At 69.9% G+C, this 26,493-nt stretch carries 25 protein-coding genes; 19 read left to right on the top strand and 6 right to left on the bottom strand.

The genetic code is table 11. The features are described from left to right. The first annotated feature begins 212 nt into the window (after nt 1-212). The 4 genes from LX16_RS21050 (at nt 213) to LX16_RS21035 (ending at nt 3,239) form a co-directional block, all read left to right on the top strand. Nucleotides 213-638 carry a PPOX class F420-dependent oxidoreductase gene (locus LX16_RS21050; protein WP_147141958.1) on the top strand — a complete coding sequence of 142 codons (426 nt, stop codon included), beginning with the start codon at nt 213-215 and terminating at the stop codon, nt 636-638. Between the two features lie 372 nt (nt 639-1,010). Beyond that, nucleotides 1,011-1,862: a sulfurtransferase gene (locus LX16_RS21045; protein WP_147141955.1), complete on the top strand. Its 852-nt coding sequence runs from the start codon at nt 1,011-1,013 to the stop codon at nt 1,860-1,862. A 1-nt stretch (nt 1,863) separates the two neighbouring features. After that, complete coding sequence (locus LX16_RS21040) at nt 1,864-2,190, top strand: DUF1416 domain-containing protein (protein WP_147141952.1); 327 nt, start codon at nt 1,864-1,866, stop codon at nt 2,188-2,190. 209 nt (nt 2,191-2,399) lie between these two features. Next, nucleotides 2,400-3,239 (top strand): hypothetical protein, encoded by an 840-nt coding sequence (locus LX16_RS21035; RefSeq protein ID WP_147141949.1) that lies wholly within the window; start codon nt 2,400-2,402, stop codon nt 3,237-3,239. Here LX16_RS21035 and LX16_RS21030 read toward each other — a convergent pair. Beyond that, complete coding sequence (locus LX16_RS21030) at nt 3,220-4,215, bottom strand: ABC transporter ATP-binding protein (protein ID WP_147141946.1); 996 nt, start codon at nt 4,213-4,215, stop codon at nt 3,220-3,222. The genes LX16_RS21035 and LX16_RS21030 overlap by 20 nt on opposite strands. 147 nt (nt 4,216-4,362) lie before the next feature. Here LX16_RS21030 and LX16_RS21025 point away from each other — a divergent pair, with 147 nt between their 5' ends. From LX16_RS21025 to LX16_RS21000, 6 genes are all read left to right on the top strand, one after another. Then, nucleotides 4,363-5,043, top strand: coding sequence for an ABC transporter permease (locus LX16_RS21025; RefSeq protein WP_211354662.1), 681 nt, complete (start codon nt 4,363-4,365; stop codon nt 5,041-5,043). Then, entirely contained in the window at nt 5,040-5,726 is a 687-nt protein-coding gene (locus LX16_RS21020) for an ABC transporter permease (RefSeq protein ID WP_147142114.1), read from the top strand. Before LX16_RS21025 ends, LX16_RS21020 begins: the two co-directional genes overlap by 4 nt. A gap of 113 nt (nt 5,727-5,839) precedes the next feature. Then, on the top strand, nt 5,840-6,871 hold the full coding sequence (locus LX16_RS21015; RefSeq protein ID WP_211354661.1) for a glycine betaine ABC transporter substrate-binding protein: 1,032 nt from the start codon (nt 5,840-5,842) through the stop codon (nt 6,869-6,871). Nucleotides 6,872-7,257: 386 nt separating this feature from the next. After that, a complete protein-coding gene (locus LX16_RS21010) occupies nt 7,258-8,805 on the top strand; it encodes a S8 family peptidase (protein ID WP_147141937.1) in 1,548 nt (515 codons plus the stop codon). A gap of 441 nt (nt 8,806-9,246) precedes the next feature. Further along, nucleotides 9,247-11,094 carry a S8 family peptidase gene (locus tag LX16_RS21005; protein ID WP_147141934.1) on the top strand — a complete coding sequence of 616 codons (1,848 nt, stop codon included), beginning with the start codon at nt 9,247-9,249 and terminating at the stop codon, nt 11,092-11,094. Nucleotides 11,095-11,530: 436 nt separating this feature from the next. Beyond that, complete coding sequence (locus LX16_RS21000; RefSeq protein WP_211354660.1) at nt 11,531-12,724, top strand: S8 family peptidase; 1,194 nt, start codon at nt 11,531-11,533, stop codon at nt 12,722-12,724. 78 nt (nt 12,725-12,802) lie between these two features. Here LX16_RS21000 and LX16_RS20995 read toward each other — a convergent pair whose 3' ends face one another. The 4 genes from LX16_RS20995 to LX16_RS20980 all read right to left on the bottom strand — a co-directional run bounded on the left by LX16_RS20995 (nt 12,803) and on the right by LX16_RS20980 (nt 16,385). After that, nucleotides 12,803-13,492: a hypothetical protein gene (locus tag LX16_RS20995; RefSeq protein WP_147141931.1), complete on the bottom strand. Its 690-nt coding sequence runs from the start codon at nt 13,490-13,492 to the stop codon at nt 12,803-12,805. 148 nt (nt 13,493-13,640) lie between these two features. Continuing rightward, on the bottom strand, nt 13,641-15,086 hold the full coding sequence (locus LX16_RS20990; protein WP_147141928.1) for an AAA family ATPase: 1,446 nt from the start codon (nt 15,084-15,086) through the stop codon (nt 13,641-13,643). A gap of 69 nt (nt 15,087-15,155) precedes the next feature. Continuing rightward, nucleotides 15,156-15,515 (bottom strand): VOC family protein, encoded by a 360-nt coding sequence (locus LX16_RS20985; protein WP_147141926.1) that lies wholly within the window; start codon nt 15,513-15,515, stop codon nt 15,156-15,158. Nucleotides 15,516-15,632: 117 nt separating this feature from the next. Further along, nucleotides 15,633-16,385 (bottom strand): sugar phosphate isomerase/epimerase family protein, encoded by a 753-nt coding sequence (locus LX16_RS20980; protein WP_158645674.1) that lies wholly within the window; start codon nt 16,383-16,385, stop codon nt 15,633-15,635. Nucleotides 16,386-16,529: 144 nt separating this feature from the next. On the opposite strand from LX16_RS20980, the gene LX16_RS20975 reads away from it, so the two are divergent. The 9 genes from LX16_RS20975 (at nt 16,530) to LX16_RS20935 (ending at nt 24,687) form a co-directional block, all read left to right on the top strand. Further along, the gene (locus tag LX16_RS20975; protein WP_158645673.1) at nt 16,530-17,537 is read left to right on the top strand and encodes a LacI family DNA-binding transcriptional regulator; all 1,008 of its coding nucleotides are present in this window, start codon (nt 16,530-16,532) and stop codon (nt 17,535-17,537) included. A 91-nt stretch (nt 17,538-17,628) separates the two neighbouring features. After that, nucleotides 17,629-18,867: an ABC transporter substrate-binding protein gene (locus LX16_RS20970; RefSeq protein WP_147141917.1), complete on the top strand. Its 1,239-nt coding sequence runs from the start codon at nt 17,629-17,631 to the stop codon at nt 18,865-18,867. Continuing rightward, on the top strand, nt 18,846-19,751 hold the full coding sequence (locus tag LX16_RS20965) for a carbohydrate ABC transporter permease (protein ID WP_170283882.1): 906 nt from the start codon (nt 18,846-18,848) through the stop codon (nt 19,749-19,751). Before LX16_RS20970 ends, LX16_RS20965 begins: the two co-directional genes overlap by 22 nt. Continuing rightward, entirely contained in the window at nt 19,748-20,569 is an 822-nt protein-coding gene (locus tag LX16_RS20960; RefSeq protein ID WP_147141913.1) for a carbohydrate ABC transporter permease, read from the top strand. The genes LX16_RS20965 and LX16_RS20960 overlap by 4 nt, the downstream gene beginning before the upstream one ends. 3 nt (nt 20,570-20,572) lie before the next feature. Then, nucleotides 20,573-21,739 (top strand): ABC transporter ATP-binding protein, encoded by a 1,167-nt coding sequence (locus LX16_RS20955; protein ID WP_147141912.1) that lies wholly within the window; start codon nt 20,573-20,575, stop codon nt 21,737-21,739. A 47-nt stretch (nt 21,740-21,786) separates the two neighbouring features. Further along, nucleotides 21,787-22,263: a nuclear transport factor 2 family protein gene (locus LX16_RS20950; protein ID WP_147141909.1), complete on the top strand. Its 477-nt coding sequence runs from the start codon at nt 21,787-21,789 to the stop codon at nt 22,261-22,263. Nucleotides 22,264-22,685: 422 nt separating this feature from the next. Continuing rightward, nucleotides 22,686-23,012, top strand: coding sequence for a hypothetical protein (locus tag LX16_RS20945; protein ID WP_147141906.1), 327 nt, complete (start codon nt 22,686-22,688; stop codon nt 23,010-23,012). Nucleotides 23,013-23,014: 2 nt separating this feature from the next. Then, a complete protein-coding gene (locus LX16_RS20940) occupies nt 23,015-24,043 on the top strand; it encodes a hypothetical protein (RefSeq protein WP_147141903.1) in 1,029 nt (342 codons plus the stop codon). 83 nt (nt 24,044-24,126) lie between these two features. Beyond that, complete coding sequence (locus LX16_RS20935; RefSeq protein ID WP_147141899.1) at nt 24,127-24,687, top strand: hypothetical protein; 561 nt, start codon at nt 24,127-24,129, stop codon at nt 24,685-24,687. A gap of 105 nt (nt 24,688-24,792) precedes the next feature. On the opposite strand, the gene LX16_RS20930 is transcribed toward LX16_RS20935, so the two are convergent. Further along, the gene (locus LX16_RS20930) at nt 24,793-26,487 is read right to left on the bottom strand and encodes a hypothetical protein (protein ID WP_147141896.1); all 1,695 of its coding nucleotides are present in this window, start codon (nt 26,485-26,487) and stop codon (nt 24,793-24,795) included. Nucleotides 26,488-26,493: the final 6 nt, after the last annotated feature.

The following is a 26,493-nucleotide window of genomic DNA, read 5'->3' as shown; positions in this document are numbered from 1 at the left end:
GCCGTGCGGCCCGGGAACCTGAAGCCGGGCTGAATATCCGGTTGACGCCGTTTCGCCCGGTTTGCGACACTTCGCGGTGTGTGTGGCCTGCCCCCGGTCGGGGTGGGGTGTGGGCTCGCCGACGTCTCGCGGCCCGGCATCCCGTCGCGGACCCGTCCGGTCCGGCATGCTGGTCGCGGCGGTCCTGGTCCGCCGCCGGAGGAGGTGCCGGGGTGTCGTTCACCGACGAGGAGCTCGCGTATCTGCGCGCCCAGCCGTTGGCGCGCTTGGCGACGGTCGATCCGGCGGGCGCGCCGGACGTGGTGCCGGTGGCGTTCGAGTGCGACGGCCGGGTCTTCTGGGTGGGTGGCTCGGGCGAGTCGGTCCTCGCCACGCGGAAGTTCCGCAACGTCGCCGCCGGGGCCGACCGGGTGGCGCTGGTGGTGGACGACCTGGTGTCCCTGGACCCGTTCGTGGCGCGCGGCGTCCGGGTGTACGGGCGGGCGGAGCAGCCGGTGCGCCGCACCGGCATGACCGGCCCCGGCGTGTACATGCGGATCACGCCGACGGTGTCGTGGAGTTGGAATCTCGCCGGGGAGCCCGTCGGCGAGGAGTGGTACCCGAGTCGGCGCACCGTGCACGACGTCCCGCGCGACTGAGCACAGTGGTCCCGAGCGCGGCCGTCGTGTGATCCGGCGCGGCGTGAGGTGGCGATCACGGTCCTTCACCTGCTACCGTTTCGCCATGCGCTCGCTTCTGCTCACCAAGCGGCGCGCGATCGACTTCTGCCTGATCGCCGCCAGTCTCTGTCGCCGCTAGTCGGCGGCTGCAACGCGCGCGCCTCCGCTTCGCATGTGATTCGTTCCGCGAAGTCTTGGTATCTGGAATCGCCAGTCCTCCCGTGACGAGTCACCTCGCGTGGTCCCCAGCGCCTGCCACCCGGTCCCTGGTGTGGTCCGTCCGTGTCAGCCGGTAACGCGGTCGCCTTCCATCTCCATCGAATCCTTTCCGTCATCCACAGGAGACACCGCATGAGCCGTGACAACGTCCTGGTCAGCGCAGACTGGGCTGAACAGAACCTCAACGCCGACAAGGTGGTGTTCGTCGAGGTCGACGAAGACACCGCCGCCTACGACGGGTCGCACATCCCGGGCGCCGTCAAACTCGACTGGAAGACCGACCTGCAGGACCAGGTGCGGCGTGACTTCGTCAACGCCGAGCAGTTCTCGACGCTGTTGTCGCAGCGCGGAATCGCGAACGACGACACCGTGGTCCTCTACGGCGGCAACAACAACTGGTTCGCCGCGTACGCGTACTGGTACTTCAAGCTGTACGGGCACCAGGACGTGAAGCTGCTCGACGGCGGCCGGAAGAAGTGGGAGCTGGACGCCCGTCCGCTCACCGCCGACCCGGTCTCCCGCGCGGCGACGAACTACGTGGCGAACCCGCTGGACGAGTCGATCCGCGCCTACCGCGACGACGTCGTGAAGGGCATCGGCGTCGTGAACCTCGTGGACGTGCGTTCACCCGACGAGTACGCGGGCCGTCTGCTCGCCCCGGCGCACCTGCCGCAGGAGCAGTCGCAGCGGGCCGGGCACGTACCCACCGCGTTGAGCGTGCCGTGGAGCAAGGCCGCCAACGAGGACGGGACGTTCAAGTCCGACGCGGAGCTCTCGGCGCTGTACGCCGACGCGGGCCTCGACGCCGACAAGCCGACCATCGCGTACTGCCGCATCGGTGAACGCTCCTCCCACACCTGGTTCGTGCTGCGTGAGCTGCTCGGCCACCGGGACGTCCGCAACTACGACGGCTCGTGGACCGAGTACGGCTCCCTGGTCGGTGTGCCGATCGCGTTGGGCGACGAGCCCGGAAAGGCGGTATGACGTGACCGTGAATCAGACGGCGGCCGGTTGCGCCGCCCCTGCGCAGGGCGGCCCGTTGCCGGCCTCGGTGAACCTCGCGACCGAGACGGTCGTGTCGGGCCGGGTCGTGAACGCCTCCGGTGACCCGGTGACCGGCGCCTACGTGCGCCTGCTCGACGGCGGCGGCGAGTTCACCGCCGAGGTCGTCACCGGTGAGGGCGGCGTGTTCCGGTTCTTCGCCGCGCCGGGCGGATGGACGTTGCGGGCGTTGTCGCGTGACGGCGACGGTTCGCTCGACGTGACGGCACGGCAGGGCCTCAACGAGGTGACCGTGGGAGTGAACCGGTAGACCCGGGGGCGGAATGGACCCGCGGACGGCGGAAGGGAACCCCACCGTCCGCGGGTCTTCGCGTTCTGGTGCGGCCTGACGGAGCCTCACGGTGAGACGGCGCGCACACGCAGGGCGAGGTCGCGCGACCCACTGTCGGTGTGGTGGCCGCCGGGTCGCATAGTGGTTGCCGTGGCAGTGAACCTGATCGAACTCGTGGGGTGGCGCGCGTGACCGGTGGCCGGGGCGGCGCGCGCGACGGTGCCCGCCGCGTGTGGCGTCTCGTGCGGCGCCGGAAACTGGCGGTGGTGGTGACGGCGTGGGCGGTGCTACTGGCGGTGTTGGCGTTCCTGTCGCCGTCGGTGACGGTGCGGGAGCAGACGACCGTCGCGGAGGTGCTGGACACCCTGGACGCCGCGATGGGCGACGCCGCGGTCGCGCTCGCCGGCGGCGACTTCGGTTACCGGGTGTCGGGCCTGACGTCCACGGGCGGCTGCGACATCACCCCGTTGCGGGGCGGCGACCGGTACCTGCGCGAGACGGAGGTGTTCGCGGCGGACACCGGTGCCGCCGTGACGTCGTTGTTCGAGGCGCTGCGGGAACCGTACCGGCTGGAGTTGGTCTCGGCCGACGGCATGCCGCCCCGGTACACCGGGGTGGTCCCGGGTTACGTCGAGCTGGAGCTGCGCACCGAGCCCGACCGGGTGGTGTGGGTCGCCGACACCGGTTGCCGGGCGCCCGGTGACGAGGTCGGCAGCCTGCGGACCGGTTTCGAGCCGCCCGCCGAGGCGGCGGCCGGTTTGACGGCCCTGGGCGTGGAGTCCCCGGTGTGGCGGCTCGCGAGCGCGTACTGCGGTGGCGCGGGCGGCACGGTGAGGTCGGTGACGGGCACGGCGACCGTCCCGGACGGCGCGCCGGGTGTCGACGGGCTCGCCGAGGACCTGCCGGAGTCGGCGACGGTGCTCGTGGCGAACGAGACGGTGCTGGCGTACCGGATCCGGGACGCGGTGACGGTGATCGACGTGGTGGACGGCACCGCCCACGCGAGCACTACTGTGGATTGTCGCTGACGGCCGCCTCGTCCGCGCGGTGCAGGGCGGTGTAGATGTCGTCGGCGGACATTCCGCCCGCCACCTCGCCGTCGGTGTCGCGTACCGCGACCAGGCCCGTGTCGCCGTCCAGCAGTTCCGACAGCGCGGTCCGCAGCGACGCGTCGTGGTCGACGCGCGGGTGGTCGCCGGCGGGCAGGTCGCGGAGTCCGCTGGTGGGGACCTCGGTCACCGATAGGCGTTTCACGCCCCGGTCGGCGCCGACGAACTCACCGACGAAGGTGGTCTGCGGGCTGGCCAGGATCTCGGCGGGGGTGCCGTACTGCTCCAGTTTGGCCTCGTGGGACAGGACCGCGATCTTGTCGCCGAGCCGGATCGCCTCGTCCACGTCGTGGGTGACGAAGACGATGGTCTTGCCCACGTCCGCCTGCAACCGCAGGAACTCCTCCTGGAGCCTGCCGCGCGCGATCGGGTCGACGGCCGAGAACGGCTCGTCCATGAGCAGGACCACCGGGTCGGCGGCGAGGGCGCGCGCCACGCCGACGCGTTGCCGCTGGCCGCCGGACAGTTGGTGCGGGTAGCGCTTCCCGTGTACGGCGACGTCGAGGCCCACCAGGTCGAGCAGTTCCTCGACACGTTCGTTGGTGCGTTGCCTCGACCAGCCGAGCAGGCCGGGCACGGTGGCGACGTTGGCGGCGACGGTCTGGTGCGGGAACAGGCCGACGTCCTGGATCACGTATCCGATGCGGCGGCGCAACGCGACCGGGTCGGCGGTGGCGACGTCCTCGTCGCCGATGGTGATGCTTCCCCCGGTGGGCTGGATGAGCCGGTTGATCATCCTGAGGACGGTGGACTTGCCGCAGCCGGACGGGCCGACGAGGGCCACCAGGTCGCCGGCGGCGATGTTCATGCTGAGGTCCGCGACCGCGACGGTGCCGTCGGGGTAGACCTTGTTGACGCCGTCGAGCCTGATCGGTGCGGCGCTGGCGGTAGACATGGGTTCGACCCTACCCATCGGGGGCACGTTTCAGGCCGGGGTGTGGCCGGGCCGATGCGCGCGGGCGCAGGTGGTGGCGTCGGAGCCGTTGGCGGGGGGGGTATCGCCCGGGGTGCGGTCCGGCCGTCCAGCCGGTACGGTGACGGGGTGTCTGTCGCGAGCCCATTCGACGACTCGGCGAACCCGTGGTTCTCGTGGTCCTATGTCGAGTCGAACTACGAGTCCCTGCTCGACGCGCTGTGGGAGCACGTGCAGTTGACGGCGGTGTCGGTGGTGATCGCGGCGGCCATCGCGATTCCACTGGGGATAGTGGCGGCCCGGTCGCGGTTGGCGGCGACGACGATCCTGTCGGCGTCGGGCGTCATGTACACGATCCCGTCGCTGGCGGTGTTCGCGCTGTTGACGCCCTACCTGGGCCTCTCCTCCGAGACGGTGGTGTTCGGCCTGGTCATGTACGCCCTGCTGATCCTGGTGCGCGCCACCCTGACGGGACTGCGGCAGGTGCCGGTGGAGGTCATCGACGCGGCGGGCGGCATGGGTTACAGCAGGCGGCAGCTCCTGGCCAGGGTGGAGTTGCCCCTGGCGTTGCCGAGCATCATGACCGGCCTGCGGATCGCGACGGTCTCGACGGTGGCGCTGGTGACGGTCGGTTCCGTCGTCGGGCACGGCGGCCTCGGCCAGTTGATCGTCAGCGGTTTCCGGAACAACCTGTACAAGCCGCAGATCATGACGGCGACGGTGATGTGCGTGCTCCTGGCGTTGCTGTGTGAGGCGGCCCTGGCGTTGGCGGCGCGCATGCTGACACCGTGGACGAGGAGGCGGGCGTGAACCCGTTCGCGGCGGCCTTCCAGTGGCTCAACGACCCGCTGAACTGGACGAATCCGGACGGCGTGCTGGTGTTGCTGTGGCAGCACCTGTACCTGTCGGCGCTGGCGGTGCTGCTGGGATGCGTGGTTGCCTGGCCGATCGGGTTGTGGCTCGGTCACTCCGGTCGTGGCGGTGTCGCCACAGTGACGGTCTCCAACCTGACCAGGGCGATTCCGACGATCGCGTTGTTGAGCATCTTCCCGCTCACGGCCCTGGGGTTCAGTTCGTGGTCGGTGATCATCCCGTTGGCGGTGTTCGCGGTGCCTCCGCTGTTGGCGACGGCGTACACGGGGGTCCGCGAGGTGGACGCCGGTGTGCGGGACGCCGCGATCGGGATGGGACTGTCGAAGTCGCAGCTGATGCTGCGGGTGGAGTTGCCGCTGGCGGTGCCGCACCTGGCGGGCGGGTTCCGTACCGCGGCGGTGCAGGTGGTGGCGACGGCGAGCCTGGCGGCGTTGTTCAACGGCGGTGGCCTGGGTGAGATCATCGCGCGTGGTTTCGGCAAGACGATCGCGGTGGGCGCGGGCGAGATCCTGGCGGGCGGCCTGTTGATCGCGGCCCTCGCGTTGGTCGTGGAGGGGCTGCTGGGGCTGGCCGAGAAGTACGCCACACCGCGTGCACTGCGGACGGCGGTCGGCCGGTAGCGCTCCGGGCGCGACATCCCGGGCGGCGCATCGTATCGGCGGCGCGCGCCGGGGCGGGTGTGAAGACGCGGATACTCGTTCCGTTCGTCGGTGTGACCCCGTACGGTGGGGGCATGGCCCCCAAAACCATGAAGAGGATGACCGCGCTACCGGTGATGGGACTGCTGGCGTTGACGCTGGCAGCCTGCGGTGACCCGGGTTCATCGGGCACGACGGCGCCGGAGGACGTCACGGGCGAAGGTTGCGAACCGATCGCCGGTGACACCCTGGTGGCGCTCGAAGACGACAAGCAGTTGCAGGCGTCGGAGAACGTCCTGCCGGTGTTCCACTCCGACGCGGCGGACGACGCCGCGTTGGCGGCGGTGAACGCGGTGTCGGCGGTGTTGACCACCGACACCCTGATCGAGTTGAACAAGTCCGTGGACGTGGACCGGGTGACGCCGGCCGACGCGGCGGAGGGTTTCCTGATCGAGTCCGGTGCCGCCGAAGGGCTCTCCGGTGGCTCGGGCGAGCTGATCGTCGGCCACGCCGACTACTCCGAGAGCGAGACGCTCGCGAACGTGTACGCCGGTGCCCTGGAGGCCGCCGGGTTCGAAGTGGAGCTTCAGGCGGTGGGTAACCGGGAGGCGTACCTCACGGCGCTGCGCGACGGCCAGTTCCAGGTGATGCCGGAGTACGCGGCGTCGTTGACCGAGTTCCTGAACCCCGACGCCGGTCCCGACACCGCGCCGGTGGCGTCCAGTGACATCGCCGAGACGATGGCCATGCTGGAGCCGTGGGCGACCGAGGCGGGTCTGACCGTCGGCGAGCCGTCCGAGGCGCAGGACACCAACGCGTACGCGGTGACCACGGCGTTCGCGGAGGAGCACGGCATCTCGACGTTGAGCGAGTTCGCGGAGAAGTGCAGTGGCAAGGCCAGCATCCTGGGCGGTCCGGCGGAGTGCCCGGACCGGCCGTACTGCCAGCTCGGCCTGGAGGAGACGTACGGCATCCAGTTCGGACAGTTCAAGAAGCTGGACATCGGGACGCTCAGCAAGCAGGCGCTGGTGCAGGGTGAGATCACGGTCGGGACGGTGACGTCGACCGACGGTTCGCTGGCCGAGGGTGTCACGGTGGAACCGGAGCCGCAGCCCGAGGAGAGCTGATCCACGTTCGTCACGACGGGGTGTGTGCGGGTGTCCGCGCGCGCCCCGTCGTCGTGTGCGGTCCCCGGGGCGGCGGTGGAGAATCGTAAAAACGTTTTGCTCGCCGGCGCGGGCGAATACTGTGATGCCCGCCACTGTCCGGCCGTGTCGATACGGCCGTATATGTCCTGTGTTGACCCCAATTCGGCGGCGGTCTCCCGCGGTCCACTGAGGCTTCGAGCCATTTCCATGCCTTTACAAGCGAATCCGATTCGCATACTCTCCCCGGCAAGCTCGTGCCCGCGAGCCCCGCTCTACCCGAGCGTCAAGTGGCGTGACCGGCACACACGTCCCTCCCGGGCGGTGGTCGGCCGTGCCCTTGTAACCCTTCGAGGGAGAAGGCACATATGACCAAACGAACACGACTGGCCGCGGCGGTCGGTGTGGCGGCGACGGCCGCCATCGCCGCGGTGACCCTGGGCGCCGCCCCGGCACATGCCGAGGGCACCGTCCTCGGCGCGGACGCCCCGAACGCCATCGACGGCGAGTACATCGTCAAGCTGAAGGACGTCGTCACGACGGCCACCGGCGAAGGTGTCCTGGCCTCCTACGAGACCGACGTCGCCGCCCGCTTCCCCGCGTTCAACGGCTTCCTGCTGGAGATGTCGGCGGACGAGGCCAGGGCACTGGCCGCCGATCCGTCGGTGGACTACGTGGAGCAGAACGGCACGGTGAGCATCGCCGGTACCCAGTCCAACCCGCCTTCGTGGGGCCTGGACCGGATCGACCAGGACTCGCTGCCGCTGGACGACTCCTACACCTACCCCGACTCGGCGGGTAGCGGCGTGACCGCGTACATCATCGACACCGGTGCGGACCTCGACCACCCCGACTTCGGTGGCCGGATGACCAGCGGTGCCGACACCGTCGACAACGACGACGACGCCGAGGACTGCCAGGGCCACGGCACCCACGTGGCCGGTACCGTCGGCGGCACCGAGTACGGCGTCGCCAAGTCGGTGGACATGGTCGCGGTGCGGGTGCTCGACTGTAACGGTTCCGGCACCTACGACGGTGTCATCGCCGGTGTGGAGTGGGTGACCGCCAACGCACAGCAGCCCGCGGTCGCCAACATGAGCCTCGGCGGCGGCTTCAGCCAGGCCGTGAACGACGCCGTGGCCGCCTCGATCGCCTCGGGTGTCACCTACGCCCTGGCGGCCGGTAACGACTACGGCTCGGACGCCTGTGGCGGCTCGCCGGGATCGACCCCGGAGGCGCTGACGGTCGGCTCGACCAACAGCAGCGACGCCCGCTCGTCGTTCTCCAACATCGGTTCCTGCGTGGACGTCTTCGCCCCCGGCGAGGGAATCACCTCCGCGTGGCTGAACGGCGGTGAGAGCACCATCTCCGGCACCTCGATGGCCTCCCCGCACGTGGCGGGCGCGGCGGCGCTGCACCTGGGTGAGAACCCGAGCGCCACCCCGGCCGAGGTCGGTACCGCCCTGGTGGACAACGCCGTGGACGGCGCGGTCGGCAACCCCGGTTCCGGCAGCCCGAACAAGCTGCTGAACATCGGCTACCTCAACGGCGGCGGCGGACCGGGCGAGCCCGGCCCCGGCGACTGCGAGGCCACCAGTGACTCCGCCACCGCGATCGCGGACCGCTCCACCGTGGAGTCCGTGCTGGCGTTGTCCTGTGAGTCGGCCGGCGCGGCCGAGGTGACGGTGGACATCACCCACACCTACCGCGGCGACCTGTCGATCACCCTGGTGTCGCCCGACGGCACCAAGTTCAGGTTGAAGGCGGCGAGCGTGAGTGACAGCGCGGACGACGTGAAGGCCACCTTCCCGGTGGACCTGAGCGGCGAGACCGCCACCGGTGACTGGACGCTGGTCGTCCGGGACCACTACCGGGGTGACACCGGCACGCTGAACAGCTGGTCGCTGACCATGTGATGCGGCGCCGGTTCCACACCGACGTCGTCTGAGAGCCGCCCGGCCGTGAAGCCGGGCGGCTCTTCGCGTGTCCCGGGCCGTTCAGTGGGCTCGGGACCTCCCCACGACTATCCCTTGTCGACCCGGCGTCGTCGCGGGATCGTCGTGGGCGGCGCCCGCGTGCGGCCGCACCTGCGCGACCGTGTCGTCACGACTCCACTGTGGTTCGCGGCCGGCCTCGATTCGACCCCCGGCTGACCTGCGGCGCGGAACTCTGCGTGCTTTAATGATCATTAAATTGATGGGCGTGAATCTATTTACAACATGAGAATAGTTCAATACGCTCAATGCGGTTCGTGCCCTCGAACCGCGCTTCTCGCCCGGAAGCGAACCTCTCGCGGCCCGGCCGGATTCCGGCACAGTCTGACCGAGCCGCCCCGTATCCCACAGGGAGCGAGACACATGACACAACGATGGACAAGGCGGCTGTCGGCCGTGGTGGGCGTATCCGCCACCGCGGCACTGGCGGCACTGAGTCTGGGTGCCACCCCGGCACAGGCCGAAGGGGTCATTCTCGACGCCGACCTCCCCAACTCGATCGAAGGCAGCTACATCGTCGCGCTCAAGGACGGCGTGAGGACCCAGGCCGACGGCCTGGCGGCCGCCTACGACGGACAGATCAAGCGCACGTTCGGCTCGATCAACGGCTTCTCGGTCCGGATGGACGAGGCCGACGCGTTGAAGCTCGCCGCCGACCCGGCGGTCGAGTACGTGGCCCAGGACGGCACGGTGAGTATCGCCGCGACCCAGAACAACCCGCCTTCGTGGGGCCTGGACCGGATCGACCAGGCGAACCTGCCGCTGGACAACTCCTACACCTACCCCGACTCGGCGGGTAGCGGAGTCACCGTCTACGTCATCGACACCGGCGCCGACCTGGATCACCCGGACTTCGGAGGCCGGATGTCCAGCGGTGCCGACACCGTCGACAACGACAACAACGCCGAGGACTGCCAGGGCCACGGCACCCACGTCGCCGGCACCGTCGGCGGCACCCAGTACGGCGTCGCCAAGAACGCCGACATGGTCGCCGTCCGGGTGCTGAACTGCTCCGGTTCCGGCACCTACGAAGGCGTCATCGCCGGCGTGGACTGGGTCACCGCCAACGCCCAGCTGCCCGCCGCGGCCAACATGAGCCTCGGCGGCGGCTTCAGCCAGGCCGTCAACGACGCGGTCTCGGCCTCGATCGACGCCGGTGTCACCTACGCCCTGGCAGCCGGTAACGACAACGGCGCCAACGCCTGCAACGGTTCGCCCGGCTCCACACCGGACGCGCTGACGGTGGGTGCCACTCAGAGCAACGACGCCCGCGCGTCGTTCTCGAACATCGGTTCCTGCGTGGACATCTTCGCGCCCGGCGTGAGCATCACCTCGGCGTGGCTGAACGGTGGCACCAACACCATCTCGGGCACCTCGATGGCGTCGCCGCACGTCGCCGGCGCCGCCGCCCTGCACCTGGGTGAGAACCCCGGTGACACCCCGGCCCAGGTCGGTGCCGCCCTCGTCGGCAACGCCACCAGCGGTGTCATCTCCAACCCGGGTAGCGGCAGCCCCAACCTGCTGCTGAACATCAGCTACCTGAACGACGGCACGCCGCCGACCGACAACTTCTCGGTCTCGGTGTCCCCGACCTCGGGTACCGTGCAGCCGGGTGGCTCGACCACGGCCACCGTGTCGACCCAGACCACCTCGGGCAGCGCCCAGACGGTCAGCCTGTCGACCTCCGGTGCGCCCGCGGGGGTGACCGCCTCGGTCAGTCCGTCCAGTGTGACCACCGGTGGTTCGGCGACGCTGACGCTGACGGCGTCCAGCAGCGCCGCGTCCGGCACCTACACGATCACGGTGACCGCGACCGGTTCGGTGACCCGCACGGCCAGCTACTCGCTGACCGTCGGTGGCACCGGCGGTAACTGCGCCGGCGCGAACAACACGGCGCGGGCGCTGCCGGACACCGCCACGGTGAACTCCACCGTCGCGGTGAGCTGTGGCCGCAACGCCTCCGCCAGCAGCTCGGTGACCGTGGACATCAACCACACCTACCGCGGTGACCTGCGCATCGTCCTGATCGCCCCGGACGGCACGCAGTACGTGTTGAAGACCCAGAACATCTTCGACGGCGCGGACAACGTCAAGGCCACCTTCCCGGTGAACCTGTCCTCCGAGGCCGGCAACGGCACGTGGACGCTGCGGGTCATCGACTACTACTCGGGTGACTCCGGCACGTTGAACAAGTGGTCGATCACGCTGTAGCCCGATCGCTTCACCCTTCCCTTCCCAGACGCCCGGCCGGAACCATCCGGCCGGGCGTCGCCGTGTGCCCGCGCCCGGCGTCACGGAAAGTGTTCGCGCGGAGACGATTCCGCCCATTTGTCCACATTATAAATTTGTTTCTTTTCCGTTACCTACCAATCGGTAGCCTGCCTGCGAGAACGCACGGTAACGACCGCGACGGCCGTCGCCCCTTAGGAACTATTTGGGAAAGAGCTCTTTACATGCCTAAATCCAGCACATACGGTTCGCATACGGCCTCGACGGGGCGACCAGCCCCGGGAGGGCCGGCTTCTTTCGGCCGGGCGGCGGTGCCGACTACTTCGGTGGCGCCACGGAGGTCGCGACGCGACACCCACAGGGACGCTGAGGCACGGCACCGCAGCAGCCCGCCCACCCCAACGAGAGAGAAGACCGCATGAGAATCAACAAGACGGGGCGCATGGTCGCCCTCGGAGCGGCGGGATCCGTCGCGATCGCCTCGGCGATACTGGCAGCCGCCCCGGCACACGCCGAGGGCACCGTGATCGGCGCCGAGAACCCGGACGCCATCGCGGGGGAGTACATCGTCGTCCTGAACGACGGGGTCTCCGCCTCGGCGAAGACGGCGGCCGGTATCGCGTCCGAGTACGACGGGAAGGTCCGTCAGACCTTCGACACCATCAACGGCTTCTCGGCGAACCTGTCCGAGGACGAGGCACGTGCACTGGCCGCCGACCCCTCGGTGGCGTACGTGCAGCAGAACGCGGTCATGACGATCGCCGCCACACAGGACAGCCCGCCGTCATGGGGGCTGGACCGGGTCGACCAGGACACCGCCACCGGCGACGCCGCCTACACCTACCCGGACTCCGCCGGGTCGGGCGTGACGGCGTACGTCATCGACACCGGCGTCGCCATGGACCACCCCGACTTCGGGGGACGGGCGACCAGCGGTGTGGACACCGTGGACGGTGACGAGGACGCGACCGACTGCCAGGGCCACGGCACCCACGTGGCGGGCACCATCGGCGGTGAGGCCCACGGCCTCGCCAAGAGCGTCGACATCGTCGGCGTCCGGGTACTGGACTGCAACGGATCCGGCAGCTATGAGGGCGTCATCGCGGGCATCGAGTGGGTCACCGAGAACCACACCGCCCCCGCCGTCGCCAACATGAGCCTCGGAGGTCCGCAGGACCAGGCCGTCAACGACGCCGTGGAGGCCTCGGTGGCCGCGGGCGTGACCTACGCGGTCGCCGCGGGCAACGACTCGGGTGCGGACGCCTGCGGATCCTCGCCGGCATCGGCCCCGTCGGCCATCACCGTCGCCGCCAGCGACGACACCGACGCCCTCGCGTCGTTCTCCAACATCGGCACCTGTGTGGACATCATCGCGCCGGGCGTGGACATCACCTCGACCTGGCTCGACGGCGGCACCGACACCATCTCGGGCACCTCGATGGCGTCCCCGCACGTCGCCGGGGCCGCCGCGCTCTACCTGGGTGAGAACACCTCGGCCACCCCGGCCGACGTGTCCGCCGCCCTGGTCGACAACGCGCTGTCCGACGTCGTCCCCGACCCGGGGACCGGCACACCCAACAAACTGCTCAACATCGGTTTCCTGAACGCCTGAGGTGACCGAGCACTGATCCGGCACATGCCGGGGCTCCCGCCAGGGGGTCCCGGCATCAGTGTGTCCGGGGGCCGGCGGCTACTCGCGCACCCCGGCCAGGCCCCGGTCCAGGAGCGAGAACACCGCGGCGACGGTCTGGGCCTCGTCGGCGCCGTCGTTGTACACGTTGCCGCTCGCGTTGGCCGAAACGTGTCCACTGAGGGCCGTCACCGCGATCCAGTCGTAGACGTCCTCGGGCTCGTCGTAGTCCTCGACGTCCTCGGCGAAGTCGTAGGAGGACGTGTCCCACCCGGGTGCCGCGTGGGGAGTGGGGTGGACGCGCCCGGAGTAGTCGTCGGCGGCGTCGGCGCCGAAGGCGAAGACGTAGAAGTTGATGATGAAAGCGTCCATGTCCCACTGGTACACGCAGCTCACGGCGCTGGCGGCGTGTAGCACCTCGTCCCCGCCGACACCGGCGTCGGCGAACTCGACGGCCTCGTCCACGGCGCCGCTGCTCGCCGTGAGGTCGATCTCGTCGAACGCGGGGAAGCCGGGGAACACGGACCGCAGCGCGTCCTCGCTCGGACAGACCTCCTCCGCCGAGGCCCAGAAGTCGTAGGGGAGGTCGTCGAAGAACTCCTGCGCCGCCCCCTCGGGCATCGGGGGCGCCGGGTCCACGAACTCCGCGCGACCGCCACAACCGGCCGGAGCGACGAGCAGCGTTCCGGTGAGCAGGACCCGTGTCGCCCACCGCCGGCCGGGCCGTTCACGGAAGCGGGGTGCCGTCATGCCGTCGTCTCCTGGGGTCGGGGGCCCGCACCGGTACGGTTGGGCGCTCAACCTATCCCCGGACGGCCGAGCCGGGGTTACCGGCGGATGCCGGCGCGGCGACCGCCGGGTGAACGCCCGGCGAACCACCACCCGGCGCACGACCCCGTCACACCGTCTCCGCGCGGTACAGGTCGGCCACCGACACGGTGTCGATCTCGGGATCCGCCTCGACCGCCGCCTCGAAACCCGCCGCGGCGTAACAGGCCAGGCGGCAGTCGGTGACATCGATACCCATGTCTCCCAACAGTTCCCGCGCCCTTGTCAATCGCGCCACCTGACGTCCGCCCATCGTCTCGCCCCACTTCGCCTCTCCGATGGACAGGAGTCGGCGAGGTCGTCCCGGTTCCTCCGGAGCGAAGACCGCCACGTCGATCTCGATCTGGCGGCGCCGGTTGTGGTCTGCGACGACACCGGAACCGACGACGCCCGCCGGTTCGCCCCGATGGTCACGAAGCAGCGCGAAGTCACGGCAGAGGGTTTCCAGGTGTGGTCCGAGGATCTGGCTGTGGAACCGCGATCCGGCGTTACCCCACACCAGCTCGGCGCGCCCGCTCTCCACAAGCGCCCATTGCGGCCGCATCACCACGTTGTAGAAGGCCATCAGGGGCTCGACTATCCGGTAACGTGGCCGACCGCGACGGAAGACGTCGGGCTCTTTCGACAACAACTGGCAGTCTTCGAGGACCGTGAGTTGTCTGGCGAGCTCGTGCGCTCTGCGACCCACGTAACCGGCGATGCCCCCGGCCGTGTGATTGCCCGCCGCGACCGCCGCCAGTATCGAGTGGTAGAGGGCCGCATCGGGTACCCGGGTCTCCTCCTCGAGGAGGTAACGTGCCTCTCGGCACAGCGGAATGGTGGGGTCGAGGACGGTACGGCACACCCAGTCGGAGAAGTCGTCCGGCCCGTCGGGGAGATCGCCTGCGATGAAACCGCGGTAGGCGGGCGTGCCTCCGAGCACACTGTGGGTCTTCAAGGCCGTGATCGGCTCGGTTATACCGAGGAAGGCGGCCGCCTCGCGATAGTCGAAGGGGCGGATGACCAGTTCCAGATTCGCCCGTCCGCGAAGTGGCGCGTTGCCTGAGAGGATGCCGCCCATGACCGACATCGCCGAACCGCACAGCAGGATCGACAGGGGTGTCTCCTCGAACACCGCCCGGTCGACCGCGTGTTGGAGTATCGACGGCAGCTGGGGTGACGCGTCGGTCAAGTAGGAGAACTCGTCGATCACGACCAGGTGCGTTCTGGCGGGTAGACGGGCGTAGAGGAACCGGACGGCCGTGTCCCAGTCGGTGAATCGGCCCACCGGTTCCCCCAGGAAGTCGCCGAGTGCGGTGGCGAACAACCGGAGGGACTCCGTCTCGGTGGACTGAGTGGCGCCGAAGTAGAAACCGCCGGCGGCCTCGGTCAGCGACTGCAACAGGAAGGTCTTGCCCTGCCGGCGGCGTCCGCTGACGACTCCCAGCTGTGGTTGTCGGGATGCGCGCGTGGCGAAGCGGGCCAGCGCGTGCCACTCTCTTTCGCGGCCGAACAGGCGGCTGGGTTTGGATAGCATTGCTCTCCGAAAATGCTCACATCAATGTTAGTAACATCGATGTTAGCAACTCGGAGTAACCGGACGGCGTCAGCCGCTCACCAGGCAGAACGGGTGTCCGGCGGGGTCCAGGTACACGACGAAGCCGGTGCCGTCGTCGCCGAGGTGGTCCTCCAGGTGCCGGGCGCCCAGGCCGACGGCCCGGTCGCCCTCCGCCTGGAAGTCGTCCACTTCGAAGTCCAGGTGGAGCTGTTGGGGGATCTGCTGGCCCGGCCACTCGGGTGCGCGGTAGTCCTCGACCCGCTGGAAACCGAGACGTACGGTCGGCGTGGTCACCGTGATCCACTCGCTGTCGGTGTCACCGATCTCGCCGCCCAGCAGGTCGGCGTAGAACCGGGCGAGGGACGTCGTGTCGGGGCAGTCGATTATGACGTGCGTCTTCCTGATCATCCCGCCACGGTAAACGTGAAACCCGTTCCCGTCCTTCGATTCCGGCAAAGTCGCCCGGCATCGGCGTGGGGGTCGGGGGTGAGACGCCGACTCGCCCGGCTCCGGTGGGAGGGCGGGTCACTCGCCCCGGGCGAGCCGCAGCGCCGCCGCCAGCGACTCCTCGAACGGCGCGGCGTCGGCGTACCACCGCGCCTCGTGCTCGAACACGATCGGACCGGTGAAACCGTTGCCGCGCACCAGGGCCACCGTCTCCCGGATGGGCAGCACGCCGGTGCCCGGCACCAGCGGCCTGCGGTCCTCCGCCGACGAGACGTCCTTGATCTGGAACTCGGCCAGGTACGGCCCCAACAGTGCCGCGCTGTCGGCGGGCTTCTCACCGGACCGCCAGGTGTGCAGGAGGTCCCAGACCGCGCCGGCCCGTCCGGTGACGCCCGCGAGCAACCGGGCGATCGCCGTTCCGGAGAGGAAGGCGTCGTGTGTCTCCACCGTCAACCGGACACCGCTGCCCTCGGCGGCGTCCACCGCCGCCGCGAGCCGGTCGGCCGCGACCTCGGGCTCGGTGTCGCCGGGGAACAGCCGCAACGCGGGCGCTCCGAGGTCGACCGCGAGTTCCAGGTGGGTGTGCAGCGGCTCCAGCAGGTCCGGATCGGACAGTCGGACGTATGTCGCGAGCGCCCCGACCGCCACCCCGGCGTCCCCGAACCGGGAGGCCACCTCGGCGCGTCCCCGTGACGAGAGCCCCGGGTTCACCGGTTCGTCCTCGGCGATCCGCAGTTGCACCAGGTCCGCGCCGTGCCTGGTGGCGACGTCCAGCACCTCCGGGACGGGACGCCCGGGGAATCCAAGAGTGGAGAAGCCCGCCTGGTACATGGTTGGCAGCCTACCCCTTGGCAACCGCATACCGGGGTGGTGGGCGCGCCGGGGCCGAACCGGTGTCGCGCCCCACCGACCGGCGGCGCTGATCTGCCAATACGGACGGTATGCGAGTGGAACGTCTCGGGTAATCTGCGATACGTGGATCACACCCGCCCCACCACACTGGCCGACGTCGCCGCCCGCGCCCAGGTATCGGTCGCCACCGCCTCCCGAGTCCTCAACGGCTCCCCCCACAAGGTGAGCGCCGCGCTCGCCGAGAAGGTGCGCAAGGTCGCCGAGGAGCTGCGGTACGCGCCCAACGTGCAGGCCCAGGGACTCGCCCGCAACACGTCCTCGGTCGTCGCCATGCTCCTGCACGACGTCACCGACCCGTACTTCGCGCTCATCGCCCAGGGCGCCCTGGTCGCCGCCGGTGAACGCGGCGTGCAGATGGTCATCGGCGAGACCGGCATCGACCCCGACGCGGAGATCGCCCAACTGGCCTCGCTGCGCGGCTTCCGGCCCCGCGCCACCATAGTGGTCGGTTCCCGTACCACCCTCGCCGACGCGGAGGACCGGCTCGCCGCCGCGCTCGCCACCTCCCGCGAGTCCGGTGCCGGAGTCGTCTCCATCGGACAACCGGGCCTGCCCGGCGGCTGCCTCTACCCGCAGAACCGGGAGGGTGCCGGAGTGCTGGCCGAACATCTCGCCTCGCTCGGTCACCGGCGGTTCACCGTCGTCGCCGGTCCCGAGACCCTGAAGGTGGTCGCGGAACGCCGCGAGGGCTTCGCGGCGGCGCTTCCGCCCGGCGCGGACGTGGCCGTCATCGCCACCGACTTCAGCCGCGACGGCGGTTACGCCGCCGGACGCCGGTTCTGCGAGTCCGGGCGGGACTCCACCGCCGTGTTCGTCTCCTCGGACGTGATGGCGGGCGGTTTCTGTACCGCCCTGCGCGAGGCCGGGGTCTCCATCCCCGGGGACGTCTCGGTCGTCGGCTTCGACGACGTGCCGCTCGCGGCCGACCTCCACCCCCCGCTGACGACCGTCCGGCTGCCACTGTCCGACATGGGCGGCCGGGCGTTGCGCATGGCGTTGGACGGCCCGTTCGACCAGGTCGTGCCCATCCCGGGTGAACTGGTGGTACGCGGCAGCACCGCCGCGGTCTGAGTACTCCAGGGCCGGGAATATCCCGAAAACGCGTCGCCGCGCACTCCGACCGGCTTATCGTCCCGATGTGTCTGGGAAACGACGGTCGCGAATGTCCCGACTGGTGTGCGGTGGAATCGCCGCCGCCGGGCTGGCCGGTCTGCTCACCGGATGCGGCGGTGAGGGCGGCGGTGTCGTCGTCAACCTCTACAACGCGCCGCAGGAGAACCTGGGCAAGATCGTCGAACGCTGCAACGAACTCGCCGACGGCGAATACCGGATCGTCCTCAACACGCTGCCCCGCGACGCCGACTCGCAGCGGGAGCAACTGGTGCGGCGACTCGCCGCCGGCGACGAGGGCATGGACGTTCTCGGCCTCGACGTCACCTGGACCGCCGAACTGGCCAGTGCCGAATGGATCGAACCGTGGCCCGACGACCTGCGGCGGCAGGCCGAGGAGGGCGTCCTGGAGGCGCCACTCAAGACGGCCACCTACGAGGGCGAACTGTACGCCGCGCCCTACAACACCAATGTCCAACTGCTCTGGTACCGCTCCGACCTCATGCCCGAACCCGCCGAGACGTGGCGGGAGCTGATCGACACCGCCGAACGGCTGGCCGCCGAGGACCGCCCCCACTACGTGGAGGTGACCGGCGCCCAGTACGAGGGCCTGGTCGTGTGGTTCAACAGCATGATCGAGAGCGCCGGCGGATCGATCCTCAACGAGGCCGGTGACAAGGTGGAACTCGGCGAGCCGGCCGTCACCGCCATGGAGGAGATCAGGGACTTCTCCCGTTCGGCCGCCGCCGACCCCTCGTTGTCGAACACCCAGGAGGACCAGGCGCGGCTGGCCATGGAGAGCGGTGTGGCGTTCGCCCAGGTGAACTGGCCGTTCGTGTACGCGTCCATGGTCGCCAACGAACCGGGTATCGCCGAGGACTTCGAATGGGCGCCCTATCCCGGGATCGACGGCCCCGGCCGGTCGCCGCTGGGCGGCGCGAACTTCGGCATCAGCAGCTACTCCGCCAACAAGGCGGCCTCGTTCGACGCGGCGTTGTGCCTGCGCGACGAGGAGAGCCAGTTGATGGCGGCGGTCAACGACGGGCTCCCGCCGACGATCGAGTCGGTGTACGACGACCCGCAGATGGCGGAGGCGTACCCGATGCGCGACGCGATCCTGGCGGCGTTGGAGACGGCCGCGCCCCGACCGGTGACCCCGGTCTACCAGAACGTCTCCACCGTGACCTCGGCGTTGCTGTCGCCGCCCGCGTCGATCGACCCGGAGCCGACCGCGCAGGCGATGCGGGACCAACTGGTGCAGGCACTGGAATCGAGGGGGGTGCTTCCGTGACGGCCAAGGGCGACGTCAAGTCCGCGGAACGGCGGCTCGGCTGGCTGTTGTGCGCTCCGGCGGTGGTGTTCATGCTGTTGGTGGCCGCCTACCCGATCGCGTACTCGGTCATGCTGTCGTTCAAGCGGTACGACCTGCGGTTCCCCGACGAACAGGGCTGGGTCGGTTTCGAGAACTACGCCACCGTCCTGACCAACCAGTTCTGGTGGGACGCGTTCTTCGTGACGGTGTTCATCACGGTCGTCAGCGTCGCGATCGAACTCGTCCTGGGCATGGGTCTCGCCGTCGTCATGCACCGCACTCTGGTGGGGCGCGGCCTGATCCGCACGGTGGTCCTCATCCCGTACGGCATCGTCACGGTGGTCGCCGCGTTCGGCTGGTTCTACGCGTGGACGCCCGGTACCGGTTGGCTGGCCGGGATGCTTCCCGAGGGCAGCGCCCCGTTGACGGAGCACTGGCCGGCGCTGTTCATCATCATCCTCGCCGAGGTGTGGAAGACGACGCCGTTCATGGCGCTGCTGCTGTTGGCGGGTCTCGCCCTGGTCCCCGACGAACTGCACCGTGCCGCCGCCATGGACGGCGCGGGCCGCTGGAAGCGCTTCGTCAGGATCACCCTGCCGCTGATGCGCCCGGCGATCGCGGTGGCGCTGCTGTTCCGCACCCTCGACGCGTTCCGCATCTACGACAACATCTACATCCTCACCAACGGCGCCCAGGACACCGGCTCGGTGTCGATCCTGACGTACACGAACCTGGTCAGCGGCCTCAACCTGGGCATCGGCTCCACCATGTCCGTGCTGATCTTCATCACCGTCGCGATCATCGCGTTCGTCTTCGTGAAACTGCTCAACACCGGCGCCCCGGGATCGGGAGGACGGCGATGACCGGTAAGAGGATACAGTGGACCGTGCTGGACGTCGTGGTCGTCGCGTTCGCGCTGATCCCGGTGCTGTGGCTGACCAGCCTGTCCCTGAAGGACCCGGCGACCATCGGCGACGGGAACTTCCTCCCCAGTAGCTGGACCTTCGAGAACTACGTGAACGTGTTCACCGACGGCGCGTTCCTGCGACCGTTGGTCAACTCGATCGGGATCGCGCTGTCCGCGACGCTCATCGCGATCGTCCTGGGCACCTTCGCGGCCTACGCCATCGCCCGCCTCGACTTCCCCGGCCGCAACCTGATGCTCGGCGCGGCCCTGCTGGTGGCGATGTTCCCGCAGGTGTCGCTCGTGACGCCGCTGTTCAACATCGAACGCTCACTCGGCCTGTTCAACACCTGGCCCGGCCTGATCCTGCCGTACGTGACCTTCGCGCTGCCGTTGACGATCTACACCATGTCCACGTTCTTCCGGGAGATCCCGTGGGAGCTGGAGAAGGCCGCCAAGATGGACGGCGCCTCCTCGTTCCAGGCGTTCCGGAAGGTGATCGTGCCGTTGGCGACGCCGGGCGTGGTGACGGCGGCGGTCCTGGCGTTCATCCAGAGCTGGAACGACTTCCTGTTCGCGATCTCGTTGACGTCCACCGAACGCAGCCGTACCGCCCCCGCCGCGATCTCGTTCTTCACCGGTTCGTCGCAGTTCGCCGACCCGACCGGTTCGGTGTCGGCGGCGGCGGTGATCGTCACCATCCCGATCGTGATCTTCGTACTGATATTCCAACGACGCATCGTCAGCGGCCTGACGGCCGGTGCGGTGAAGGGGTGAACCGTGGCCGAGATCGTGCTGGACAAGGTCTCCAAGTCCTACCGCAAGGGTGACCCGGTGATCCGGGAGATAGACCTGACCATCGCCGACGAGGAGTTCCTGATCCTGGTGGGTCCGTCCGGGTGCGGTAAGTCCACGATCCTGAACATGATCGCCGGCCTGGAGGACATCACCTCCGGTGAACTGCGCATCGGCGGCGAACGCATGAACGACACCGCGCCGCAGAACCGCAACATCGCGATGGTGTTCCAGTCCTACGCGCTGTACCCGCACATGACCGTGCGGGAGAACATCGCGTTCCCGTTGACGATCGCCAGGACGCCTAAGAACGAGATCCGGGAGAAGGTCGGGCACGCCGCCGAGATCCTGGAACTGGACGGCTTCCTCGACCGTCGGCCCGGTGAACTGTCCGGCGGGCAGCGGCAGCGGGTCGCGATGGGCAGGGCGATCGTCCGGGAGCCGCAGGCGTTCCTCATGGACGAGCCGCTGTCCAACCTGGATGCCAAGCTGCGCGCCCAGATGCGCACGTCGATATCCCGGTTGCAGAAGAGCCTCGCCACCACCACCGTGTACGTCACCCACGACCAGACCGAGGCGATGACGCTCGGGGACCGGATCGTCGTGCTGCGCGACGGCGTGGCACAGCAGATCGGTTCACCCGAGGACCTGTACGAACGTCCGGCGAACCTGTTCGTCGCGGGGTTCATCGGTTCCCCGACGATGAACTTCCTGCCGGGACGGGTCGTGGAGGGGCGGGTGCAGACCGCGATAGGCGCGCTCCGGCTCGGGGACGAGGTGCAGCGCGACATGGCGGCGCACGACACCGAGCGGGAGGTCATCGTCGGGCTGCGGCCTGAGGCGTTCGAGGACGCCGAGTTCACCGGTGACGAGGGCCGGCTCGGCTTCGACGACACCGTGGACATCGTCGAGTCGTTGGGAGCCAGCAAACTCGCCTACTTCAACCTGGACGAGCCGCCGGTGTCGGAGCACCTGAAGTCGGTCGCCGACGTGACCGGCGGCCGGGACCGGTTCGGTACCGCTCAGCTCGTCGCCCAGATCGACGCCCGGTCCCGCGCCCGGGAGGGTTCGCGGCTGCGGGTGACCTTCGACCCGCACGACGCGCTGGTGTTCGACCCCGAGGACGGTTCCCGGCTCGGCCACCTGGTGTGACGCGGCGGCACCGGGGAACCGTCGGCCGTGGGGGTTAGAGTCCGGCGATGACCGACGTACTGATGCGTGAACTGGCTGACCGGGTCGAGATCTCCGAGTTGATCAGCCGGTTCTACCGAGAGGTCGAGGCCGCCAACGGTCACCCGGAACGGCTCGGCCCCGATTGGGAACGGTCGTACTTCACACCGGACGTGCGGGTCGAGTACCCGTTCGCGGTGTTGGAGGGGATCGAACTCGTCGGCCGGTCGCTGCGTGACGCGACCGGGATGTTCGCGGCCGTGCACGTGCTCACCACCGATCACGAGATCCGGATCGACGGTGATCGCGCATTCGCGCGCTGGAACACCTACAACACCCACGTCCATCACCCCGGTTTCGCCGCCGAGCACGGCGAACTGTTCGTCGTGGGGGACAGGTTCACCGGCGACCTGGTCCGCACCGCCGACGGCTGGCGGTTCGCCACCCAGACGCTGGAGGTGATCTGGAGCCGAGGCACACCGCCGCCCCCACCGATCCCCGAGTGAGGCGTCGGCCCCCCGGAGCCGGCACCGCCTCCAGGCGGGGGCGTCTTGCGCGGGCGGTGGTGGCGTCGGGGCGTCGACGGCCGGAATGGCGTGAGTGTCCCCCGGCTTCGGACGGAGCCGGGGGCGGGGCGGTCCATAATGCCGCCACGACCGCGCCGGTGGTGGCAGGCACCGGGCGGAGGGAACGTCGGCGGGCCGCCCGTGGCCGTCTCCGCGTGCCGGGAGCGCTCCCGGCACGCGCGAGGCGTTCCCTGATCCATAACCCGGCCATGACCAGCGGTAACGCCTTTGACCCGAATTCCGCGCGAATGTCCATTTCGGTTACCCGCCGGTTTGTCGCCGCCGGATAGCGTCCCGGTGAACCGACCCGGCGTGCCCATCCGATGACAGTCCGGGTACCACCCTTCCGAAAGGCGATCGCGATGGCGGAACTCGTCGCGCAACTGGCGCTGATTCACGAGGCGGGTGCGAGCCACCTGCCCACGGCCGCGGGATGCTACGAGACCTCCCGCACCGATGTGGCCGGCGTGTACGCCCCGGCCGGCGAGACCTACTGGTCGGCGGCCAACAGCGCCGCCGCGTCCATCCTCAAGGACGCCGGCCAGAACATCTCCGACGCGGGTGACGTCCTACGGCTCCTCGCGTGGGAACTCGCCGAACGCGACGGTGTGACGTCGCGCCTCCTCACCAGGACCGGGCTCAAGGAGATACCCGAGCTCGGCCGCGACGGCTGGTCGGACGGGAGCTGACGATGAGCGGTCTGGATCCCATCGACGACGTACTCGCCTCGGTGTCCGGTGACGGCTACATCGAACGGCTCAACGGCAAGATATCCGAGCTGATGCAGAAGCTGCGCGACGGCGACGGCGCCATCAGCGAGGAGGGCTCCGGGGGCGACCCCTCCCAGCCCTACCTGTCCACCGACCACCTCACCGAGGTGCTGACCGACCTGGTGAGTGTCGATCCGGCCTCCTTCGACGCGGCGATCACCGCCTACTCGGCGGCGTCCCTGCGGCTGGGGGCCGACCAGCTCCACGACGAGGCCGTCGAGGAGGTCAACCCCGACACCTCGGCGGCGAGCCGGGTCACCGACTACGTGCAGAAGGCACTCGACACGGTCGCCGGTGACGGCACACCCGGCGACCCCGGTTGGAGCGGCGCGTCCGCGACCGCGTTCGAGGAGAACTTCGCCAAGTTCTACGTCGGTCCCGGCCAGGCGGTCGTCAACCAGCGTTGGATGATCAACAGCCTCCAGGTGACGATGGAGGCCCACCGCGCCGTCCACGCCCGTGCCCGTGCCGACGTCGAGGAACTGGTGGACAAGGCGTTGGAGGCGGCCGGAATGGGCGACGACCTGAGCCCCGGCGGTACCGCCGAGGCGTTCGTGACCGTCGTCGCCGCGGTCGTCGGTGTGGCGGCGGCGGGTGTCGGCGCCACCACCGCGTGGCCGATCGTCGCGGCGGCCACCTCGGGCGCGGCGTCCATCCTCGGCGCGAGCGAACCGGAGGAGCCGACCAAGTACGACCTGTCGGGCGAGGGCGCGTACTGGTTGTTCTTCGACATCCAGAGCGCCGCCGAGTCGATCAAGACCGCCCGCGACGGACGCGAGGACACCATCCAGTCCACCGTGGAGACCTTGACGGAGAAGTTCGGGCAGGTGCGCGCGAAGATCGTCGGCCCCGAGGTGCTGGACGCCCGGGGTGGCTCCCCCATCGGCTACCAGGGCGGCGAAGGCGGCCTCGACGACGACTACGTGGACGGCTACCACCCGCCGGCCTGACCCCACCCGGGGCGGCGTCGTGCCGCCCCGGGCCGCCGGACCACCGCCCACCGCGCGGTGCCACTTCCGAAGGAGGATGCGAGATGTCGGTATACGCGAGCATGATGGACCGGCTCGACCTGAAGGTCCACTCGCCCGACAGAAACATCCGGGCCCGGTTGACCGACCGCACCCGGTTGGAACTGTCGTTCGTCCCGGAGTCGTACCGCTCGTACGCGGACGGTTCGCTGGCTCACCAGGTGGCCGCCGTGGCGCGCCTGCTGTGGGTCGGGCGTCGCCGGGCCAGCCTGATCGCCCGCAAGGAGGCGCTGGGCGAGTCCTCGGCGGCGGCCTACGAGGAGCCCCGCAGCCCGGAACAGCGGGAGTTCTTCGAGAGGCGCGCCCGCATCGAGGCGACCGGCGAGTCCGACAACGGGTGGGTGACGGTCGCGACCGTCGGTTGGACGCACTGGGACGTGACCCTGGCACCCCGCACGGTGCGGACCCTGCACGAGGTGCAGTTCTGCCGGGAGGTGGAGTCGGCGTTCCCGAGACTGCTGGCGGACTACCGGGCCGAGAACGCCGCGTTGTTGGACGCGCTGCACCGCAAGACCCGCCCGGAGTACTTCGACCACCCCGCCCGGCGCCGCGCACCGCGCCGCTGACGGCGTCGCGGCCCCGGCGTGCGGTGCCGCGTGGTCGCGACCGTTCCGCTCCGGCCGCCGGTCGGATCGCGATCGGCGGCCGGAGCGCAGGACCGAGACGGTCTCTCAGTCCGGTGTGGCGTCCTGCCAGGTCGCCCGGGACAGGGCGAGGTCGGCGGCGGACTGGTACCCGTGGGCCGCCGCCCAGGCGGTGGCGAATCCGGGCCGGTCGGTGGGACGGGTCCGGCCGAACATGTCCTGCTCCACGGCCTGGGCGCACCGGGTGAGGTTGTCAAGGACACCGGCCGCGTGCGGCATGAACCGCTGCCGCAGTCTCGCCGCGGCCCGCCGGGTCGACGCCGCGGCGACGGTACCCGCGCAGTCCCGGCCGCCCATCGCGATCCGTTGCAGGATCAGCCGCATCGGTTCGATCGGGGAACCGGTGTCGTCCACGGCTGAGCCGGGCAGGTCGACGGGGCGCACGCCCGGCAGGTCCTCGAATCCCAGGTGGACGACACGGCCGTCGAGGCGGACCGCCAGTGGGGCGACCCGGCGGGAGCGGCCGGGGAGGAGCCGGGCGACGAGCCGGAGCCGGTGGCCCTGCATCGCGCCGAGCCGCCGCAGGTTCTGCGTGAACTGGACCCGGGGGTCGGTGTTGTCGGCGACGGCCGTCATGGCGGTGCCCTCGTCGGTCACCAGAGCCGGCCCCGACGATCCCATGTGTACGGTCGCGTCCAGGAAGAGCAGGTCCGCGGCCTCAGGCCGGTCCTCCGCCGGTAGTGAGAAGGCCGTGAACGCCCGGTCGAGTTGCGCCGGCAACGGTGTGCGCCACAGGTCGGCGAGCGGTTCGGCGTCCCAGTCGGAGGTGCCGGTCACGGACGCCCGGGCCTTGCCGCCGCCGAGCCGCCCGGTGGTGGTCGCGGTCGCGTCCTGCAGGTACAGCACTCCACCGGCGAGGTCCCGGTGGCTGACGGAGAGGCCGCCGATCGAGACGGCGCCACGGTACGCCGTCGCCGGTACGCCGTCGGGCATCACGTCGGACACGGTCACCAGTCCGCGCCGCGCGTCGGCCAGCACCGTGACGACACCGCCGTAACCGGTGTGCGACGCGACCGGGACGGCGCACACGCCGTGCAGCCGCATCGGATCGGCCGGTTGGTAGCCGCGCCGCGCGACACCGATGACGGCGGCGTCGACGGCGTCGGTGTGGCACAACCGCCATGCCGTGTCCAGCAGCTCGGCCAGTTGCGCCGCCGCCGTCGGCAGTGAGAAGTGCGGGTGGTCGTGGGCCAGGTCGGTGACCGACTTCGACAGCGCCGCCCCCGCCGCGGCCACCCGGTGGAGCCCGGCCACCCGGCAGGCGTGCACGGCTCGCAGCAGTGACGCCTTCAAGGCGGTGCCCGCGGCGGCCAGACCCGTGTCGGCGAGTTCGACGCCGGTCTGCCACGCCAACGCGGCGGCGGCGCGCTGCTCCGGTGTCAGGGTGACCACGGCCGCCGGTTCCGGTGCGGCAGCGGTCGCCGTCTCGTCCTCGCCGGTCGTCTCGGCGGCCTCGGTGAGCGGGAGCGAGCCGACGACGGCCAACAGGTGCAGGCACCTCGGACTCAGCAGGCAACTGCAGCCGACCTGGTCCGCGGTGGTGAGGGGACCCGCAGACAGCCGCACCGTCTCACTGCCGGTGTCCACGGTGACGCCGTCGCCGGTGTCGTTCCACTGCCACGTGTCGGCCTTCGCGGGGTCGGCGTCGAGCCGTTTGCGGACCCGTGCGGGAGCGTCGGAGAGCAGTCCGCTCAACAGGTCTGGCGCGATGCTGGGTTTCACCGGGTA

The sequence above is a fragment of the Stackebrandtia albiflava genome (assembly GCF_007994225.1).
GTDB lineage: Bacteria > Actinomycetota > Actinomycetes > Mycobacteriales > Micromonosporaceae > Stackebrandtia > Stackebrandtia albiflava.
The sequence above is the reverse complement of the archived record's forward strand: the minus strand, read 5'-3'. Positions and strand labels throughout refer to the sequence as shown.

Bases quoted from the DNA above. Each gene is read 5' to 3' on its own strand.
- LX16_RS21015 (WP_211354661.1), top strand. From the start codon at position 5,840: ATGGCCCCCAAAACCATGAAGAGGATGACCGCGCTACCGGTGATGGGA.
- LX16_RS21010 (WP_147141937.1), top strand. From the start codon at position 7,258: ATGACCAAACGAACACGACTGGCCGCGGCGGTCGGTGTGGCGGCGACG.
- LX16_RS20950 (WP_147141909.1), top strand. From the start codon at position 21,787: ATGACCGACGTACTGATGCGTGAACTGGCTGACCGGGTCGAGATCTCC.
- LX16_RS21005 (WP_147141934.1), top strand. From the start codon at position 9,247: ATGACACAACGATGGACAAGGCGGCTGTCGGCCGTGGTGGGCGTATCC.
- LX16_RS20945 (WP_147141906.1), top strand. From the start codon at position 22,686: ATGGCGGAACTCGTCGCGCAACTGGCGCTGATTCACGAGGCGGGTGCG.
- LX16_RS21045 (WP_147141955.1), top strand. From the start codon at position 1,011: ATGAGCCGTGACAACGTCCTGGTCAGCGCAGACTGGGCTGAACAGAAC.
- LX16_RS20990 (WP_147141928.1), bottom strand. From the start codon at position 15,086: ATGCTATCCAAACCCAGCCGCCTGTTCGGCCGCGAAAGAGAGTGGCAC.
- LX16_RS20935 (WP_147141899.1), top strand. From the start codon at position 24,127: ATGTCGGTATACGCGAGCATGATGGACCGGCTCGACCTGAAGGTCCAC.
- LX16_RS20960 (WP_147141913.1), top strand. From the start codon at position 19,748: ATGACCGGTAAGAGGATACAGTGGACCGTGCTGGACGTCGTGGTCGTC.
- LX16_RS20980 (WP_158645674.1), bottom strand. From the start codon at position 16,385: ATGTACCAGGCGGGCTTCTCCACTCTTGGATTCCCCGGGCGTCCCGTC.
- LX16_RS21030 (WP_147141946.1), bottom strand. From the start codon at position 4,215: ATGTCTACCGCCAGCGCCGCACCGATCAGGCTCGACGGCGTCAACAAG.
- LX16_RS20985 (WP_147141926.1), bottom strand. From the start codon at position 15,515: ATGATCAGGAAGACGCACGTCATAATCGACTGCCCCGACACGACGTCC.
- LX16_RS20995 (WP_147141931.1), bottom strand. From the start codon at position 13,492: ATGACGGCACCCCGCTTCCGTGAACGGCCCGGCCGGCGGTGGGCGACA.
- LX16_RS20940 (WP_147141903.1), top strand. From the start codon at position 23,015: ATGAGCGGTCTGGATCCCATCGACGACGTACTCGCCTCGGTGTCCGGT.
- LX16_RS20970 (WP_147141917.1), top strand. From the start codon at position 17,629: ATGTCCCGACTGGTGTGCGGTGGAATCGCCGCCGCCGGGCTGGCCGGT.
- LX16_RS21000 (WP_211354660.1), top strand. From the start codon at position 11,531: ATGAGAATCAACAAGACGGGGCGCATGGTCGCCCTCGGAGCGGCGGGA.